Origin of the sequence: Geodermatophilus sp. FMUSA9-8 (genome assembly GCF_037034165.1) — a bacterium.
GTDB lineage: Bacteria > Actinomycetota > Actinomycetes > Mycobacteriales > Geodermatophilaceae > Geodermatophilus > Geodermatophilus nigrescens.
The window spans coordinates 288,493-304,686 of record NZ_JBAGKE010000005.1 but is presented as its reverse complement, the minus strand read 5'-3'; the positions used below and the strand labels follow the sequence as shown (position 1 = coordinate 304,686).

The 16,194-nt window shown below is 76.1% G+C and carries 14 protein-coding genes; 7 read left to right on the top strand and 7 right to left on the bottom strand.

Going from position 1 to position 16,194, the window contains the following annotated elements; genetic code table 11:
- The first annotated feature begins 76 nt into the window (after positions 1-76).
- The 7 genes from WA616_RS13215 to WA616_RS13185 are packed head-to-tail and all read left to right on the top strand — an operon-like array spanning position 77 to position 7,825.
- Entirely contained in the window at positions 77-1,567 is a 1,491-nt protein-coding gene (locus WA616_RS13215) for an HAD-IIIA family hydrolase (protein ID WP_336030418.1), read from the top strand.
- Complete coding sequence (locus WA616_RS13210; protein ID WP_336030416.1) at positions 1,564-2,598, top strand: glycosyltransferase family 9 protein; 1,035 nt, start codon at positions 1,564-1,566, stop codon at positions 2,596-2,598. Before WA616_RS13215 ends, WA616_RS13210 begins: the two co-directional genes overlap by 4 nt.
- Positions 2,595-3,587, top strand: a complete 993-nt coding sequence (locus WA616_RS13205) for a glycosyltransferase (RefSeq protein ID WP_336030414.1) — start codon at positions 2,595-2,597, stop codon at positions 3,585-3,587. The genes WA616_RS13210 and WA616_RS13205 overlap by 4 nt, the downstream gene beginning before the upstream one ends.
- On the top strand, positions 3,584-4,828 hold the full coding sequence (locus tag WA616_RS13200; RefSeq protein WP_083628146.1) for a glycosyltransferase: 1,245 nt from the start codon (positions 3,584-3,586) through the stop codon (positions 4,826-4,828). The genes WA616_RS13205 and WA616_RS13200 overlap by 4 nt, the downstream gene beginning before the upstream one ends.
- Before the next feature lie 20 nt (positions 4,829-4,848).
- A complete protein-coding gene (locus WA616_RS13195; protein WP_073418062.1) occupies positions 4,849-5,529 on the top strand; it encodes a D-sedoheptulose-7-phosphate isomerase in 681 nt (226 codons plus the stop codon).
- Entirely contained in the window at positions 5,526-6,887 is a 1,362-nt protein-coding gene (gene rfaE2, locus WA616_RS13190; RefSeq protein WP_336030410.1) for a D-glycero-beta-D-manno-heptose 1-phosphate adenylyltransferase, read from the top strand. Before WA616_RS13195 ends, rfaE2 begins: the two co-directional genes overlap by 4 nt.
- Complete coding sequence (locus tag WA616_RS13185; RefSeq protein WP_336030408.1) at positions 6,884-7,825, top strand: glycosyltransferase family 9 protein; 942 nt, start codon at positions 6,884-6,886, stop codon at positions 7,823-7,825. Before rfaE2 ends, WA616_RS13185 begins: the two co-directional genes overlap by 4 nt.
- Before the next feature lie 65 nt (positions 7,826-7,890).
- On the opposite strand, the gene WA616_RS13180 is transcribed toward WA616_RS13185, so the two are convergent.
- The 7 genes from WA616_RS13180 to WA616_RS13150 form a co-directional block, all read right to left on the bottom strand.
- Positions 7,891-9,537 (bottom strand): VWA domain-containing protein, encoded by a 1,647-nt coding sequence (locus WA616_RS13180; RefSeq protein ID WP_336030407.1) that lies wholly within the window; start codon positions 9,535-9,537, stop codon positions 7,891-7,893.
- Positions 9,538-9,668: 131 nt separating this feature from the next.
- Entirely contained in the window at positions 9,669-10,646 is a 978-nt protein-coding gene (locus WA616_RS13175; protein ID WP_336030405.1) for a UDP-glucuronic acid decarboxylase family protein, read from the bottom strand.
- Positions 10,647-10,834: 188 nt separating this feature from the next.
- Positions 10,835-12,178, bottom strand: a complete 1,344-nt coding sequence (locus WA616_RS13170) for an ABC transporter substrate-binding protein (protein WP_336030404.1) — start codon at positions 12,176-12,178, stop codon at positions 10,835-10,837.
- Between the two features lie 94 nt (positions 12,179-12,272).
- Positions 12,273-13,445 carry a branched-chain amino acid ABC transporter permease gene (locus tag WA616_RS13165; RefSeq protein WP_336030403.1) on the bottom strand — a complete coding sequence of 391 codons (1,173 nt, stop codon included), beginning with the start codon at positions 13,443-13,445 and terminating at the stop codon, positions 12,273-12,275.
- A complete protein-coding gene (locus tag WA616_RS13160; RefSeq protein WP_336030401.1) occupies positions 13,442-14,326 on the bottom strand; it encodes a branched-chain amino acid ABC transporter permease in 885 nt (294 codons plus the stop codon). The genes WA616_RS13165 and WA616_RS13160 overlap by 4 nt, the downstream gene beginning before the upstream one ends.
- A gap of 42 nt (positions 14,327-14,368) precedes the next feature.
- Positions 14,369-15,160, bottom strand: a complete 792-nt coding sequence (locus tag WA616_RS13155) for an ABC transporter ATP-binding protein (RefSeq protein WP_336030399.1) — start codon at positions 15,158-15,160, stop codon at positions 14,369-14,371.
- On the bottom strand, positions 15,153-16,034 hold the full coding sequence (locus WA616_RS13150; protein ID WP_139252782.1) for an ABC transporter ATP-binding protein: 882 nt from the start codon (positions 16,032-16,034) through the stop codon (positions 15,153-15,155). Before WA616_RS13150 ends, WA616_RS13155 begins: the two co-directional genes overlap by 8 nt.
- Between the last annotated feature and the right edge of the window lie 160 nt (positions 16,035-16,194).

Here is a 16,194-nt window from a genome sequence, read left to right as displayed (position 1 = left end):
GGGCCGTTCCAGCTCTTCCGGAGGCACTTCAAGCCCGTAGTGTTTGCGGGCCGCCGCGCCCGGGCAGGGCGCGATCATGCCCGTGAGCTGCACCGTCGTCGTGCCGACCATCGGCCGGCCGTCGCTGGGTGTGCTGCTCGACGTGCTCGCCACCGCCGAGGGGCCGCGTCCGGCCGCCCTGGTGGTGGTCGACGACCGCCCCGGCGGCCCGCCGCTCGACGTCGACCGGCCCGGCCTGCCGCCGGTCCGCGTGGTCCGCACCGGCGGCGGCGGTCCCGCCCGCGCCCGCAACCTCGGCTGGCGCACCGCGCGCACCGAGTGGATCGCCTTCCTCGACGACGACGTCGTCCCCGACGCCGACTGGTACGCCCGGCTCGACGCCGACCTGGCCGGCCTGCCCGCCGACGTCGCCGGCAGCCAGGGCCGGGTGCGGGTGCCCCTGCCGGGGGACCGCCGGCCCACCGACTGGGAGCGCGGCACCGCGGGCCTGGCCACCAGCTCCTGGATCACCGCCGACCTCGCCTACCGCCGCGCCGCGCTGGCCGCCGTCGGCGGGTTCGACGAGCGCTTCCCCCGCGCGTTCCGCGAGGACTCCGACCTCGCGCTGCGGGTGATGGACACCGGCGCCCGGCTGGTGCGCGGTGAGCGCTGGATCACCCACCCCGTGCGCCCGGTCGACCGCTGGGTGAGCGTGCGGGTGCAGGCCGGCAACGCCGACGACGTCCTCATGCGCCGCCTGCACGGCCCGGACTGGCGGGAGCGGGCCGACGCGGCGCTCGGCCGCCGTCCGCAGCACCTCGCGGTCACCGCCGCGGCGCTCGCCGCCGTCGGGCTGTCCGCCGCCCGCCGTCCCCGCGCGGCGGCCGCCGCGGCACTGGCCTGGGCCGCCGGCACCGCGGAGTTCGCCTGGGCGCGCATCGCGCCCGGCCCGCGCGACCGCGCGGAGGTCACCACGATGGCGCTGACCAGCGCCGCCATCCCGCCGCTGGCCACCTGGCACTGGCTGCGCGGCGTCGTGCGGCACCGGCGGGTCGCGCCGTGGCGCGGCCTGCCCGACCTGGTCCTGTTCGACCGCGACGGCACCCTCGTGCACGACTTCCCCTACAACGGCGACCCCGCGTGGGTCCGCCCGGTCGACGGCGCGCGGGAGGCCCTCGACGCCCTGCGCGCCCGCGGCGTCCGGGTGGGGGTCGTGAGCAACCAGTCCGGCGTCGCCCGCGGGATCATCACGCGCGAGCAGGTCGACGCCTGCATGGCGCGCCTGGAGGAGCTGCTCGGCCCGTTCGAGACCGTGCAGGTCTGCCCGCACGGCCCCGACGACGGCTGCAGCTGCCGCAAGCCCGCCCCGGGGATGGTGGAGGCGGCCTGCGCCGAGCTCGGCGTCGAGCCCGCGCGCACGGTGGTGATCGGCGACATCGGCGCCGACGTCGAGGCCGCCGCGGCGGTCGGCGCGTCCGGGATCATGGTCCCGACGCCGGTGACGCGGCGGCAGGAGGTCGCGGCCGCGCCCCGCCGCGCCGGGACCCTGACCGCCGCGGTCGACGACGTCCTGGCCGGCGAGTGGTGAGCGCCGGCCGCGGAACGGTCCTCGTCGCCCGGCTCGACAACGCCGGCGACGTCCTCCTGCAGGGCCCGCTGGTGCGGGCGGTCGCCGCGTCCGCCGACCGGGTGGTGTTCCTCGCCGGGCCGGCCGGGGCCGACGCCGCGGCGCTGCTGCCCGGGGTCGACGAGGTGGTGACCTGGGCCTGCCCGTGGATCCTCGGCGACCCGCCGCCGGTCGACGCCGCCGACCTCGCCGCGTTCACCGAGCGCGTGCGGGCGCTCGCCCCCGACGAGGCCGTCGTCTCCACGTCCTTCCACCAGTCGCCGCTCCCGCTGGCCCTGCTGCTGCGCGCGGCCGGCGTGCCGCGGATCAGCGGCACCAGCGTCGACTACCCCGGCTCGCTGCTCGACGTCCGCCACCGGGTCGGGCAGGACGACGAGGTCGACCTGCCCGAGCCCGAGCGGGCGCTGTCGCTGGCCCGCGCGGCCGGGTTCGACCTGCCCGAAGGCGACGACGGCCGGCTCGCCGTCCGCCGCCCGCTGCCGCCTCCGCCGCACGAGCCCGGCTACGTCGTCCTGCACCCCGGCGCCTCGGTGCCCGCCCGCACCTGGCCCGCCGAGCGCTGCGCGGAGGCGGTCGAGGCGCTCGCCGACGCCGGCCACCGGGTGCTGGTCACCGGCGGGCCGGGGGAGCGGGCACTCACCGCCGCCGTCGCCGGCAGCCGCGGCACCGACCTCGGCGGCGCCACGACGCTGCCGGAGATGGCCGCCCTGCTCGACGGCGCGGCGGCCGTCGTCGTCGGCAACACCGGCCCGGCGCACCTCGCCGCCGCCGTCGGCACGCCCGTCGTCTCGCTGTTCAGCCCGGTCGTGCCCGCCGCCCGCTGGGCGCCCTACGGCGTGCCCACCGTGCTGCTGGGTGACCAGGACGCCCCCTGCCGCGGCACCCGGGCCCGCGCCTGCCCGGTGCCGGGCCACCCCTGCCTCTCGTCGGTCACCGCCGCCGACGTCGTGGCCGCCGTCGAGAAGGTGCGCATCGAGAAGGGAAGCGTGTGAAGGTCCTGCTCTGGCACGTGCACGGCTCCTGGACGACCGCGTTCCTCGAGGGCCGGCACGAGTACCTGCTGCCCGTCGTGGACGGCCCCGACGGGAGGCGCAGTCCCGACGGGCTGGGCCGCGCCCGCACCTGGGACTGGCCGGCGTCGGCCCGCGAGGTGACCCCGGAGCAGCTGCGCGAGGAGGACGTCGACGTCGTCGTGCTCCAGCGGGTGCGCGACCTCGAGCTGGTCCGCGAGTGGCTCGGCCGCGAGCCCGGGCACGACCTGCCCGCCGTGTTCCTCGAGCACAACGCGCCGGGCCTGGAGCCCGGGGACGGCCCGGTGCCGCACACCCGCCACCCGCTGGCCGACCGCGACGACATCCCGATCGCGCACGTCACGCACTTCAACCGGCTCTTCTACGACAACGGCCGCGCCCCGACGACGGTGATCGAGCACGGCATCGTCGACCCCGGCGAGCGCTGGACCGGCGACCTCGCGCGGGCCGCCGTCGTCACCAACGAGCCGGTCCGCCGCGGCCGCACCGTCGGCGCCGACCTGCTGCCGGGGCTCGCCGCGGCCGCGCCGGTCGACGTCTTCGGCATGGGGCTGTCCGGGCTGCACGAGCGGCACGGCCTCGACCCCGACCGGGTCACCCTGTACGACGACCCGCCGCAGGCCGCCATGCACACCGAGCTGGCCCGCCGGCGCGTCTACGTGCACCCGGTGCGCTGGACCTCCCTCGGGCTGTCCCTGCTCGAGGCGATGCACCTGGGCATGCCGGTGGTCGCGCTGGCCACCACCGAGGTGGTCGAGGCGGTGCCGGCCGGCGCGGGCGTCGTCTCCACCCGGCCCGAGGTCCTGTGGGACGCGGTCCGCACCTACCTGGACGACGAGGACGCCGCCCGGCTGGCCGGCAAGGCGGCCCGCGCCGCCGCGCTGGAGCGCTACGGCCTGGCCCGCTTCCTCGCCGACTGGGACCGGCTCCTCGAGGAGGTCACCCGATGAGGACGCACCGGCATCCCGGCGCGCCGCTGCGCATCGACATGGTCAGCGAGCACGCCTCGCCGCTGGCCGCGATCGGCGGGGTCGACGCCGGCGGGCAGAACGTGCACGTCGCCGCGCTGGCGGCGGGGCTGGCCGCCCGCGGCCACGAGGTCACCGTGCACACCCGCCGCGACGACCCCGGCCTGCCCGACGAGGTGACCACCGACGACGGCTACGTCGTCTCGCACCTCACCGCCGGCCCCGCCGAGGCGCTGCCCAAGGACGACCTGCTCGGGCACATGCCCGCGCTGGCCGCGGCGCTGCGGGCGCGCTGGGCGGTGCGGCCGCCCGACGTCGTCCACGCGCACTTCTGGATGAGCGGGCTGGCCGCGGTCGAGGCCGCCGGGAGCCTGCTCACCCCCGTGCCGGTGCTGCAGACCTTCCACGCACTCGGCTCGGTCAAGCGACGCCACCAGGGCGACGCCGACACCTCGCCGGCGCAGCGCGTGGAGCTGGAGCGGGGCCTGTGCGAGGCGGTCGGCCACGTGGTGGCCACCTGCAGCGACGAGGTGTTCGAGCTGCGCCGCCTCGGCCTCTCCCGCGACCGCGTCTCGGTCGTCCCCTGCGGCGTCGACACCACCGTCTTCACCCCGCGCGGGCCGGTGGCGCCGCGCAGCGGCCGGCCGCGGCTGCTGGTGCTCGGCCGGCTGGTCGAGCGCAAGGGCCAGGAGGACGCCGTCCGCGCGCTGGCCGCGGTGCCCGACGCGGAGCTCGTCGTCGTCGGCGGCCCGCCGCCCGGCGCCGTCGACGCGGACCCGGAGGTGCGCCGGCTGCGCGAGCTCGCCGGCTCCCTCGGCGTCGCCGACCGCGTCGTCTTCGCCGGGTCGGTGGCGCGCGACGACGTCCCGGCCTGGATCCGCTCGGCCGACGTCGTCCTGGCCGTGCCCTGGTACGAGCCGTTCGGCATCACCCCGCTGGAGGCGATGGCCTGCGGCCGCCCGGTCGTGGCCACGGCCGTCGGCGGGCTGCAGGACTCCGTCGCCGACGGTGTCACCGGCGACCTCGTGCCGCCGCGTGACCCGGCCCGGCTCGGCGCGGTCCTCGCCGCGCTGCTGGCCGACGACGCCCGGCGCGCCGCCTACGGCGCGGCCGGCGTCCGGCGGGCCCGCGCCCGCTACCGGTGGGCCCGCGTGGCCGCCGACACCGAGGCCGTCTACCGGTCGGTCCTCTCCACCCGGCGTCCCGTCGAGGCCGTCCGATGAGCGCCCCAGGAGGCGTCCCGATGAGCTCCGCCCCGTTGTCCGAGGCCCCGCATTCGGCCGGCGAGGTCGTCTCGCCCGACTCGTGCACGCACCTGACCGGCCGCGACCACGTCGCCTCGCTGACGCACGCCCTGCGCAGCCTCGACGACTCGGTCGACACCCTCGACCGCTGGGGTGCGCTGCTGGCCGACGTGCTGTGCGGCGAGTCCCGCGGGCGGCTGCTGGCGGCCGGCAACGGGGGCAGCGCCGCGCAGGCGCAGCACCTCACCGCCGAGCTCGTGGGCCGCTACCGCGCCGACCGGCCGCCGTTCTCCGCGATCTGCCTGACCGCCGAGACGTCGTCGCTCACCGCGATCGCCAACGACTACCCGGCCGACGAGCTGTTCGCCCGCCAGGTCGAGGCGCACGGCCGGGCCGGCGACGTCCTGGTGCTCCTGTCGACCTCGGGCCGCTCGCCCAACGCCGTCGCCGCCGCGCGCCGCGCCCGCGAGTGCGGCATCACCGTCCTGTCGATCACCGGCCCCGCGCCCAACCCGCTGGCCGCGGCCTCCGACGAGGCGGTGTGCATCGACTCCCCGTGGACGGCGACCGTGCAGGAGTGCCACCTGGTGGCGCTGCACCTGCTGTGCGCCGCCTTCGACGCCGCGGTGCTGGCCGAGCCCGCCCGGGTGCCGCAGAGCCGGCTCGGGGTCGCCCGGTGAAGCCGCTGGTGGTCGTGGGGGACGCCCTCCTCGACGTCGACCTGGTCGGCACCTCCACCCGGCTGACGCCCGACGCACCGGTGCCGGTGGTCGAGGACGTCGAGACCCGCGAGCGCCCCGGCGGCGCCGCGCTGGCCGCCGTCATCGCCGCGCAGGCCACCGGCCGGGAGGTCGTGCTCGTCGCGCCGCTGGCCGACGACGAGGGCGCCGCGCGGCTGCGGGCGCTGCTGGCCGGCCGCGTCCGGCTGGTCGCCGTGCCCGCGACCGGCGGGACCGCGGTCAAGCAGCGCGTGCGGGTGGGCGACCACTCGGTCGTGCGCATCGACAGCGGCGCGCCGGCGGTCTCCCTCGGCGAGCTGCCGGAGGAGGCCCGCGAGGCCATCCGCGGCGCGGCGGCCGTCCTGGTCGCCGACTACGGCCGCGGCACGACGTCGGACGGGGCGGTGCGGGCGGCGCTGGCCGAGGCCGGCGGGCCGGTGGTCTGGGACCCGCACCCGCGCGGCGCCGACCCGGTGCCGAGCGTCCGGCTGGTGACGCCGAACGGCGCCGAGGCCGCCCGGGTCGCGCCGGGCGTCGAGGGCGACGGGCTGGCCGCGGTCGGCGCCCGCGCCGAGGCGCTCATCCGGCACTGGGGCGTGGGCGCGGTCGTGGTCACCCTCGGCGCGCGCGGCGCGCTGCTCTCCTACGGCGAGGGCGCGCCGATGGTCGTGCCCGCGGTGCCCGTGACCGGCGGCGACCCGTGCGGCGCCGGCGACTCCTTCGCCGCCGCGGCCGCCCTGGCGCTGGCCGACGGCGCGGTGACCGGCGAGGCGGTGGCCGCCGCCGTCGCGTTCGCCGGGCGCTTCGTCGCCGCCGGCGGGGCTACCGCCTGGGACGCCTCCCCGGTGCGCGAGCCCAACGTGGTCGCGGAGGACGGCGTCTCGGCGCTCCTGGCGCGCGTGCGCGGCGCGGGCGGCACCGTGGTGGCCACCGGCGGCTGCTTCGACCTGCTGCACGCCGGGCACGTGGCCACGCTGCGCGCCGCCCGCGGGCTCGGCGACTGCCTCGTCGTGTGCATCAACTCCGACGACTCGGTGCGCCGGCTCAAGGGCCCCTCCCGGCCGCTGGTGACCGCCGCCGACCGCGCGCGGGTGCTCGAGGCGCTGGAGTTCGTCGACGCCGTCGTGGTCTTCGGCGAGGACACCCCCGCGCAGGTGCTCGACCGGCTGCGGCCCGACGTCTGGGCCAAGGGCGGCGACTACGCCGGCGCCGACCTGCCCGAGGCCGCGGTGCTGCGGCAGTGGGGCGGGCAGGCCGTCGTGCTGCCCTACCTGGACGGCCACTCGACCACCGCCCTGGTCGAGCGCTCGAGGGTGTGAGGCCCACCGCCGTCGTCCTGCGGCCGCTGGGGCTCGGCGACCTCCTCACCGGCGTCCCGGCCATCCGCGCGATCCGGGCGGCGGTGCCCGGCCACCGGCTGGTGCTGGCGACGACGGCCGCGCTCGCGCCGCTGGCCGGGCTGGTCGACGCCGTCGACGAGGTGCTGCCCGCGCGCGAGCTCGAGCCGCTGGACTGGCCCGGGCCGCCGCCGGAGCTCGCCGTGGACCTGCACGGCAAGGGGCCGGCCTCGCACGTCGTCGTCGCGGGGTTGCGCCCCGACCGGCTGCTGACCTTCGCCAGCCCCGGCTACCCCGGCCCGGCGTGGTACCCCGACGAGCACGAGGTCCGGCGCTGGTGCCGGCTGGTGTCCGAGGGCCTCGGGGTGGACGCCGACCCGGACGCGCTCGACCTCGCGGTCCCGCCCGTGCCCCCGGCGGTGCGCGGCGCGGCGCTCGTGCACCCGGGTGCGGCGTTCCCCGGGCGGCGCTGGCCGCCGGAGCGGTTCGCCGCCGTCGCCCGGGAGTTGGCCGCCGCCGGCCACGACGTGCGGGTCACCGGCGGGCCGGCCGAGCGCGAGCTGGCCCGCGCCGTGGCCGAGGCCGCCGGGCTGGGGGAGGACGCCGTCCTCGCCGGGCGCACCTCCACGCTGGAGCTGGCCGCGACCGTCGCCGCTGCCCGGGTGGTCGTGTGCGGCGACACCGGCGTCGCGCACCTCGCGACCGCCTACCGCCGCCCGTCGGTGGTGCTGTTCGGGCCGGTGTCGCCGGCGCTGTGGGGTCCGCCGCCACGACCCCAGCACGTCGTCCTCTGGCACGGGGACGGCACCGGCGACCCGTGGGGCACCGAGCTGGACCCCGCCCTCGCGCGGATCACCGTCGGCGAGGTCACCGCCGCGCTGGAGCAGGTGCTGGCCCGGGGCCACGATCAGCTGACCTGATCGTGCGCCTCCTCCCTCACCGCCCACCGTGAGGGAGGAGGCGCTGCGGTGAGGGAGGACGACCCTCAGCGCTGGCGCAGCGCGTCGAAGAGGACGTCCTGCAGGTCGGTCGGGTCGACGGCGGAGTAGGCCGCGCCCCCGGTGGCCGCGGCGATCTGCTCCAGGGCCGCGATGTCGGCGTCCGGGCCGAGCGCGACGCCGATGGCCTTCACCGGCCGCGACGGGTCGGCCTCGTCCTGCAGCGTCTGCAGCAGCTGGTCCAGGCCGATGCCCGTGCTGTCCTCGTTCGTGCCGTCGGTGACGATCACGACGCTGCTCACGGCCTCGGGGTCGTACTGCTCGCGCGCGGCCCGGACGGCGCCCAGCGTGGTGTCGAACAGGCCCGTGCCGCCGCGGGAGAGCCGCTCGGGGATGGTGTCGAGCGCGGCGTCGAGCAGGTCGCGCTGGGTGCTGCCCCCGACCTCCTCCTGCAGGCCCCGGATCGGCTCCAGCTCGACCCAGTCCTGCTCGCCCTGCAGCTGGTAGGCGAAGAACCACAGGCCGATCGAGGAGGTGCCCGGGATCAGGGACAGCGCGCTGCGGGCCGCGTCGCGGGCCAGGGTGGCGCGGGTGCCGTCGCCGGCGGGCGCCTCCATCGACTGCGAGACGTCGAAGACGGTCAGCAGCCGCGACGGCGCCGCGAGCCGGGCCAGCTCGTCGAGCAGCCCCTGCACCTGCTCGGTGTCGACGTCCAGCGCCTGGGGCGCCTGCTCCTGCACGCCCGGGCCGGGCTCGGTCGGCGGGTTGCCCTCGGCGTCGCGGAAGCCGGCGTCGAGGACGGCGGTGCGCGCGGCCTCGGAGGTCAGCGTGCGGATGACGGCGTCGACGGCGGCGCGGTCCTCGTCGGAGGCGCTGCCGACCCGCAGCACCGGGTAGTCCAGCTGCGGCGAGCCCTCCGCCGGGTAGACGGCCACGAGCGCGGAGTCCGGCGTCGCGCGGTTGAGCGAGATGACCTCCTGCTCGCTCACCGGCACCAGCGGGGCCCCGGCGTCGTCGGCGGCCGCGGCGGTCAGCGCGTCGGCGGGCGTGACGGCCGGCCCGCGGCGGGCGGCGAGCACCGCCTGCACGACGGCGTTGTCGGCCTGGTCGCCGCCGCCGAGGGCGGTCTGGACGGCGGCCAGCGCGGCCACGCCCTCGGCGCTGGTGGCGAGGTCGGGGACGGCGACCGGGCGCTCGCCGCTGAGCGCGGCCTGCCAGCCCGGCGGCTGGGTGCTCCAGCCGAGCTGGTCGGCGGCGGCGCGGCTGGTGCCGAGGACGACGGGCGAGCGGGCCATCGAGCCGGAGGGGTCCAGGCCCGCGTCGTCACCGGCGCGGACGGCCCACAGCGAGCTGTCGGGCACCCACACCTGCGGCAGGGCGCTGCCCTCCAGTGCGGTGAGGTCGCCGACGGTCTGCAGCGGCTCCTGCGCGGTCACCTCGGCCAGCGCGCACGTGCCGCCGCCGAGGTCCTGGCTCTCGTCGAGCAGGCCCTGGGCGACCACGCCCATCTCCGGCGCCACGGTGACCCGGACGGTGCGGGTCTCGTCGCAGTCGGCGCCGGCGTCCGAGCCGGAGGACAGCCACCACACCAGCCCGCCGGCCACCAGGGCCAGGACCAGGAGTGCCGCGCCGATCGCGAGGGGTGCGGGACGGGTCGCGCGGCGCTGCGCGGTCGTGTCGGCGTGGCGGCCCATTGCTCACTCTCGGTCAGAGTCCGGTTCTCTGGCGTGTCCCCCGACCGCCGGAACCACTGTAGGTGCGAACTCCGCCACAGTGGAGGGCCGGTCGCGACGCCGTCGCGACCGGCCCCGGGCCCTCCCGCCGGTCAGCCGACGCGGGTCGCGGACTCCTGGAGCCGGGCGGCGAACCAGTCGACCGTGCGGCGCAGCCCCTCCTCGGAGGGGACCGTCGGCCGCCAGCCGAGCAGCTCCTCGGCGCGACGGGTGTCCGGACGGCGGACCTTCGGGTCGTCGACCGGCAGGTCGACGAACTCGACGTCGGACGTGGAGCCGGTGAGCTCGCGGATCCACTCGGCCAGCCGGAGCATCGACAGCTCGTCGGGGTTGCCGATGTTGACCGGGCCGGGCTGGTCGGAGAAGGCCAGCGCGAGGATGCCGCGCACGGTGTCGTCGACGTAGCAGATCGACCGGGTCTGCGAGCCGTCGCCGGCGACGGTCAGCGGGCGCCCGGCCAGCGCCTGCCCCACGAAGGCGGGGATGGCGCGGCCGTCGTCGGCGCGCATGCGCGGGCCGTAGGTGTTGAAGATCCGCACGATCCCGGTGTCGGTGCCCTTCGACGTCCGGTAGGCCGTGGTCATGGCCTCGCTGAAGCGCTTGGCCTCGTCGTAGACCCCGCGCGGGCCGACCGGGTTCACGTTGCCCCAGTACTCCTCGGGCTGCGGGTGCACCAGCGGGTCGCCGTAGACCTCGGAGGTGGAGGCGAGCACGTAGCGGGCGCCCTTCTCGTGCGCCAGGCCGAGGGTGTGCAGGGTGCCGAGGCTGCCGACCTTGAGCGTCTCGATCGGCATCCTCAGGTAGTCCAGCGGGCTGGCCGGCGAGGCGAAGTGCAGCACCAGGTCGACGTCGCCGGGGACGTGCACGAAGTCGGTGACGTCGCAGCGCACCAGCCGGAAGCCGGGGTGCTCCAGGAGGTGGACGACGTTCTCCGGCGAGCCGGTGAGGAAGTTGTCGAGGCAGACGACCTCGACGCCGCGGTCGAGCAGGTGCTCGCAGAGGTGGGAGCCGAGGAAGCCGGCGCCGCCGGTCACCACCGCCCGCCGGATCGTCCGTGCCGCGTGCACCATGCCCTGCTCCGTCCTGTTCCGCCGCCCCGTCGCGCAGGGTCCGCGGCTGCCCTACCCGGAGATCAACTGCCGACACTTCGAGGGCTGAGTGTCCGCCTCCCGGTCACCCGGGACGGCGACGGGCCGCCGGTCCCCGAGGGGAACCGGCGGCCCGCCGTCGTGCGCTGGAGGCTCCGGAGGTCAGGGCCTCAGTTGATCGGCTCCTCCTCCGGGATGCCGTTCTCCGGCGGGCCGGCCGGCTCGCCGTCCTGCTCCTCGATCTCGGCGTCGCCGTTGTCGGTGACGAGCACCGGCGTCAGGTCCTCCGAGCCCTGGCCCTGGATGCGGCTGATCAGCATGCCGCTGTAGCCCGCGTGGCGGTCCTCCGAGTAGCGGAAGGGCGTGAAGCCGGGGCCCTCCCACTCGGCACCGGCCTGCTCGACGGCGGCGACGAGGTCGTCACGCGTCGGGTTCTGACCGGCCGACTGCAGCGCCTGGACCATCGTGTAGGCCTGCGACATGCCGTAGATGCGGTAGTTGGTGAGCTCGCCCTCCTGGCCGGACTCCTCCCACACCTGCTGCCACAGCTGCACCCACGGGTTGTCGGGGGCGTCGAGGCCGGGGATGTACTCGGTGGTGAGGGCGCCGTCGAGCAGGCTGGCGTCGTTCACCGCGCCCTGCGAGAAGCGGGCCAGCAGCGAGCCGACCAGCGCCGGGTCCGAGCCGACGTTGGAGTAGAACCACTGCGGGTCGTAGCCCAGCCGCAGCGCCGTCAGCTGCGACAGCGCCGTGTAGCTGGGCACGTTGAAGCCGAGCACGAGGTCGGCACCGGCGGCCTGCAGCGCGGAGATCTGCGGGACGACGTCGGTGTTGCCGGGGACGTAGGTCTCCTCGGCCACGATCTGGTCCTCGAGGTACTGCCGGGCGCCGGCCGCGCCGTCCTCGCCGAAGTCGTCGCCCTGGAGGAACAGGCCGACGCGGGCGTCGGGGAAGTTCTCGGCCACGTACTGGCCGATGATCTTGCCCTCGATCTCGTAGTCGGGCTGCCAGCCGAAGGTGTAGGGCTTCTCCTCGACGTCGTCCCACAGCCGCGAGCCCGACGACACGAACAGGTCGGGCACGCCCTCGCTGTTGAGGAAGTCGGTGACCGCGTTGTGGGTCGGGGTGCCGAGGCCCGACATGATCGCGAAGACCTCGTCCTCGAGGACGAGCTGGTTGACGATCTGGCTGGTGTTGGTCGGGTTGTAGGCGTCGTCGCGGTAGACGAACTCGATCTGGCGACCGTTGACCCCGCCGTTGGCGTTGACGTAGTCGAAGTAGGCCTCGACCCCGGTGGGGATCTCGCTGTAGCCGGGCGCCGCGACGCCGGTCAGCGGGTAGTGGGCACCGAGCTTGATGGTGTCCTCGGTGATGCCGATGTCCGAGGCCTCGTTCTCCTCGCTGCCACCGCCGCCGCCACCGCCACCGGAGTCCCCGCCGCCGCAGGCGGCCAGGGTGGTGGCGACGGTCGCCGCGGCCACGAAGCTGACGAGGCGTCGTGAGGAACTTGTCAACGGTTCTCCTCTGGAGGGACCCGGGCGCCTGTGCCCGGGGGGTTCTGGTGGGGGTGGGGGAGTCGGGGTGGCCGGCGGCCGGGAGGGCGGCCCCTCACCCCCGGGCGCGGCCGGCTGCCCGCCGGGCGCGCTGCTTCATGAGGGCCAGCCGGATCGACCCGACCAGGCCCGCGGGGGCGAAGAGCATGACCAGCACGAGGATCACGCCGTAGACGACGTAGGAGATCTCGGCGGCCTGGGCGGCGTCCATGTCCAGCGACTCGCCGGCGTCCCGCAGCAGCCGCGGCAGGAAGACCAGCAGCGCCGAGCCGATGAGCGCCCCGAGCAGGCTGCCCAGGCCGCCGATGACGATGGCGGTGAGCAGCGACAGGGACAGCACGATCGTGAACGCCGTCGGGGCGGTGAGCCGGACGACGAGCGCGAGCACCGCGCCGGCGAGGCCCGCCGCGGCGGCGCTGACGACGAAGGCCACGACCCGCCAGGTGCCCAGGTTGATGCCCGAGAGCTCCGCGGCGACCTCCTGGTCGCGCACCGCGCGCCAGGTGCGGCCGACCCGGCTGCGCATCAGGTTGGCCAGCAGGAAGTAGGTGACCAGCAGGCAGGCGACGCTGATGTAGGCGATCCACTTGACGCCGGAGGCCGAGTTGCCCGACAGCGCCCGGATGCCCTCGACGAACCAGTCGGGACGGTCGGGCGAGGAGACCGTGAGGCCCTGCTCGCCGCCCAGCAGGTCGTCGAAGTAGAGCGCCAGGCCGGGCAGTCCGACGGCGAGGGCGAGGGTGGCGCCGGCGAGGTAGGGGCCGTGCAGCCGCGCCGCGGCCACCCCGACGACCGCGCCGACGGCCGCGGTCAGCGCGACGGCCGCGAGCAGGATGACGACGAGGGGCAGCGGCTCCTCGGCGTCGAGCAGCAGCGCGGTGGTGTAGCCGCCGACCGCCATGAGCGCGCCGTGGCCCAGGGAGATCTGCCCGTTGAGGCCGGTGAGCAGCGTGAGCCCGCCCGCAGCGATGGCGTAGAAGGCGACGTAGCCGACCTGCGCGTTGAAGCCGAGGTCGGTGGACTCGAGCACCACGACCGCCCCGACGGCGCACAGCACCAGGACGAGCAGGTGGCGCAGCAGCGTGTTGCGCGGCAGGAACGAGCGCCCGCCGCCGGCCTGGGCGGAGGTGGCGTTGCTGGCCGCGGTGGCGGTGGTGGGTGCCTCGGAGGTGGCCGCGCCGGCGGCCGAGGCGGAAGCGGGGGTCTGCAGGTCGCTCACGGCGGTCACGCCCTCCGCGTCTGGGTGGTCGAGAAGAGTCCGCCGGGCCGCACGAGCAGCACGACCACGAGGATGACCAGGCCGGCCAGGCCGACGAGCTCGTCCCCGACGTAGCCGCGGACGTAGCTGAGGGCGACGCCGAGCACCAGCCCGCCGACGACGGCGCCGATCGGGGAGTCCAGCCCGCCGAGCACCGCGGCGACGAAGCCGAACACGATCAGCGAGTCCATGAACGTCGGCGTCACGAAGGCGGTCTCGGCCGCGATGAGGATGCCGGCCAGCGAGCCGACGACGGCCGCCAGCGCCCAGCCGAGGGTGAGCATCCGGCCCACGCGGACGCCGAGCAGCCGGGCGACCTCCTGGCCGAAGGCCGAGGCGCGCATGGCCAGGCCGACCCGGGTGAAGCGGAACAGCGCGATCAGCGCGACCATCACCAGCAGCACCGCGATGAGCGTGTAGACGGTGTTGGGGCTGAGCGACCCGAGCGTGGTGTCGCCGATCCGGAAGCCGATGTTGGAGAACGGCGGCACGAACGCGCGCTGGTTGACGCCGAAGAGCACCGAGATCAGCGCCTGGATCGCGATGAACAGACCCAGCGTGACGATGACGGCGTTGAGCTCGGGCCCGCCCTCGACCGGCCGGATGACGACGCGCTCGACGACCGCGCCGATCACCAGGCCCGACAGCAGGGCGACGACGAGGCCGACCCAGTAGGACTGGCCGGCGTCGATGAGGGCGATCGCGATGAAGGTCGTCAGGGCGGCCATGGCGCCCTGCGCGAAGTTGACGATCCGGGTGGAGCGCCAGATCAGCACCAGGGCGAGGGCGAAGGCCGCGTAGACCGACCCGGTGATCACCCCGCCGAGGGTGAGGTTGACGAACTCTTGCACGTGGGGGGCTGCCTTCCTGGCGTGCGGAGGAGCGGGGAGCGGCTAGAAGCCGAGGTAGGCGTGCCGGAGGTCCTCGTCGCCGGCGAGCCGGGCGGCGTCGTCGGTGACGACCACGCGGCCGAGGTTGAGCACCACGCCGGTGTCGGCCACCGACAGCGCGCTGCGGGCGTTCTGCTCCACCAGCAGCACCGACAGGCCCTCGGTGTCGACGAGCTTGCGCAGCAGGGCGAAGATCTGCGCCACGATCCGCGGCGCGAGGCCCAGCGAGGGCTCGTCGAGCAGCAGCACCTTCGGGCGGGCCAGGAGCGCGCGGCCGATGACGAGCATCTGCCGCTCACCGCCCGAGAGGGTGTGCGCCGTCTGGCCGCGGCGCTCGGCGATGCGGGGGAACAGGTCGTAGACCCGGTCGAACTCGTCCTGGCCGACCTTGCCGCGGAACAGCGAGCCCACCCGCAGGTTCTCGTCGACGGTCAGCTCGGCGATGACGCCGCGGCCCTCGGGCACGTGCGACATGCCCTTGGTGACCATGGCCTCGACCGGCGCCCGGGTCACGTCCTCGCCGTTCAGGACGACCCGCCCCGAGGTCGGGCGGACCAGGCCGCTGATGGTGCGCAGCAGCGTCGTCTTGCCGGCGCCGTTCGCGCCGAGCACGGCGGTGATCCGGCCGGACTCGGCGCGCAGCGTCACGCCGTCGAGCGCCCGGACCGGGCCGTAGGCGGCCGACAGGCCCTCGACCTCGAGGATCGCCTGCGCGGTCGCCGTCCCGCCGCCCTTCGAGAGGCCGACGCCGGCGGCCGATGCCGCGGTACTGCCGTGCGCGCCGGTGTCAGCCACGGTGGGTCCCCCCGTCGGTGCCCGCCAGCTCGCTGACGTCGGTGGTGTCGTCGACGGCGTCGCCGAGGTAGGCCTCGGTGACCGCCGGGTCGTTCTGGACCTGCTGCGGGGTGCCGGCGGCGATCTGGCGGCCGGAGTCGAGCACGGTGATCTGGTCGCAGACCCGCATGACGAGGTCCATGTGGTGCTCGACGAGCAGCACGCTCATCCGGCCCGAGAGCAGGCGGATGAGCTCGCCGAGCTCGTGCATCTCGTCCTCGGACAGGCCGCTGGCCGGCTCGTCGAGCAGCAGCAGCTCGGGCTCGGAGACCAGCGCGCGGGCCAGCGCGACCCGCTTCTGCACCGGGTAGGGGAGGCTGCCGGGGTAGCGGGCGGCGTAGCCCTCGGCGTCGAGCTCGGTGAGCGCGCCCATGGCCCGCTCGCGCAGCCGGGCGTCGTCCTTGTCGGCGGTGGGGATCGCGAACAGCGCGGAGAAGAAGCCGGCCTTCGCGTGCTTGTGCGCGCCGACCATGACGTTCTCGAGCACGGTCAGGCCCGGGAAGAGGCCCACGCCCTGCAGGGTGCGGGCGATGCCCAGCCCCGCGAGCTGGGCGGGCCGCAGGCGGCGCAGCTCCTGGCCGCGCCAGACGATCCGGCCCTCGGTGGCGCGGACCAGGCCGCAGGCCACGTTGAACATCGTCGTCTTGCCGGCGCCGTTGGGGCCGATGAGCCCGTGCACCTGCCCCGGCTCGACGGTCAGCGACACGTCGGTGAGGGCCTTCACGCCGCCGAAGGCGACGCTGATCCCGGTCATCTCGAGCCGGGCGGTGGGCGATCGGTCCTGGTGCCGGGTGCTGCTGCCTGTGGTGTCCGGCGGCTGCGCCAAGGTGCCCACGTCTCCTCTTCATCGGGGAGGAACCGCGCTCCAGCCGACGCCGGACGGCGTCGATTGGGTCACAGCTCGGTACCCGATGACTCTGCGGTCCGGTGAGGGCCGTCACAATGGGCGCAGCGCACAGTGATGCCCCCGCCGTGTTGTGCTCTGTGCGATGGGA

Excerpts from the sequence above, each read along its gene's own strand:
- WA616_RS13175 (WP_336030405.1), bottom strand. The coding sequence starts at position 10,646 with ATGGTGCACGCGGCACGGACGATCCGGCGGGCGGTGGTGACCGGCGGC.
- WA616_RS13195 (WP_073418062.1), top strand. The coding sequence starts at position 4,849 with ATGAGCTCCGCCCCGTTGTCCGAGGCCCCGCATTCGGCCGGCGAGGTC.
- WA616_RS13215 (WP_336030418.1), top strand. The coding sequence starts at position 77 with ATGCCCGTGAGCTGCACCGTCGTCGTGCCGACCATCGGCCGGCCGTCG.
- WA616_RS13200 (WP_083628146.1), top strand. The coding sequence starts at position 3,584 with ATGAGGACGCACCGGCATCCCGGCGCGCCGCTGCGCATCGACATGGTC.
- WA616_RS13180 (WP_336030407.1), bottom strand. The coding sequence starts at position 9,537 with ATGGGCCGCCACGCCGACACGACCGCGCAGCGCCGCGCGACCCGTCCC.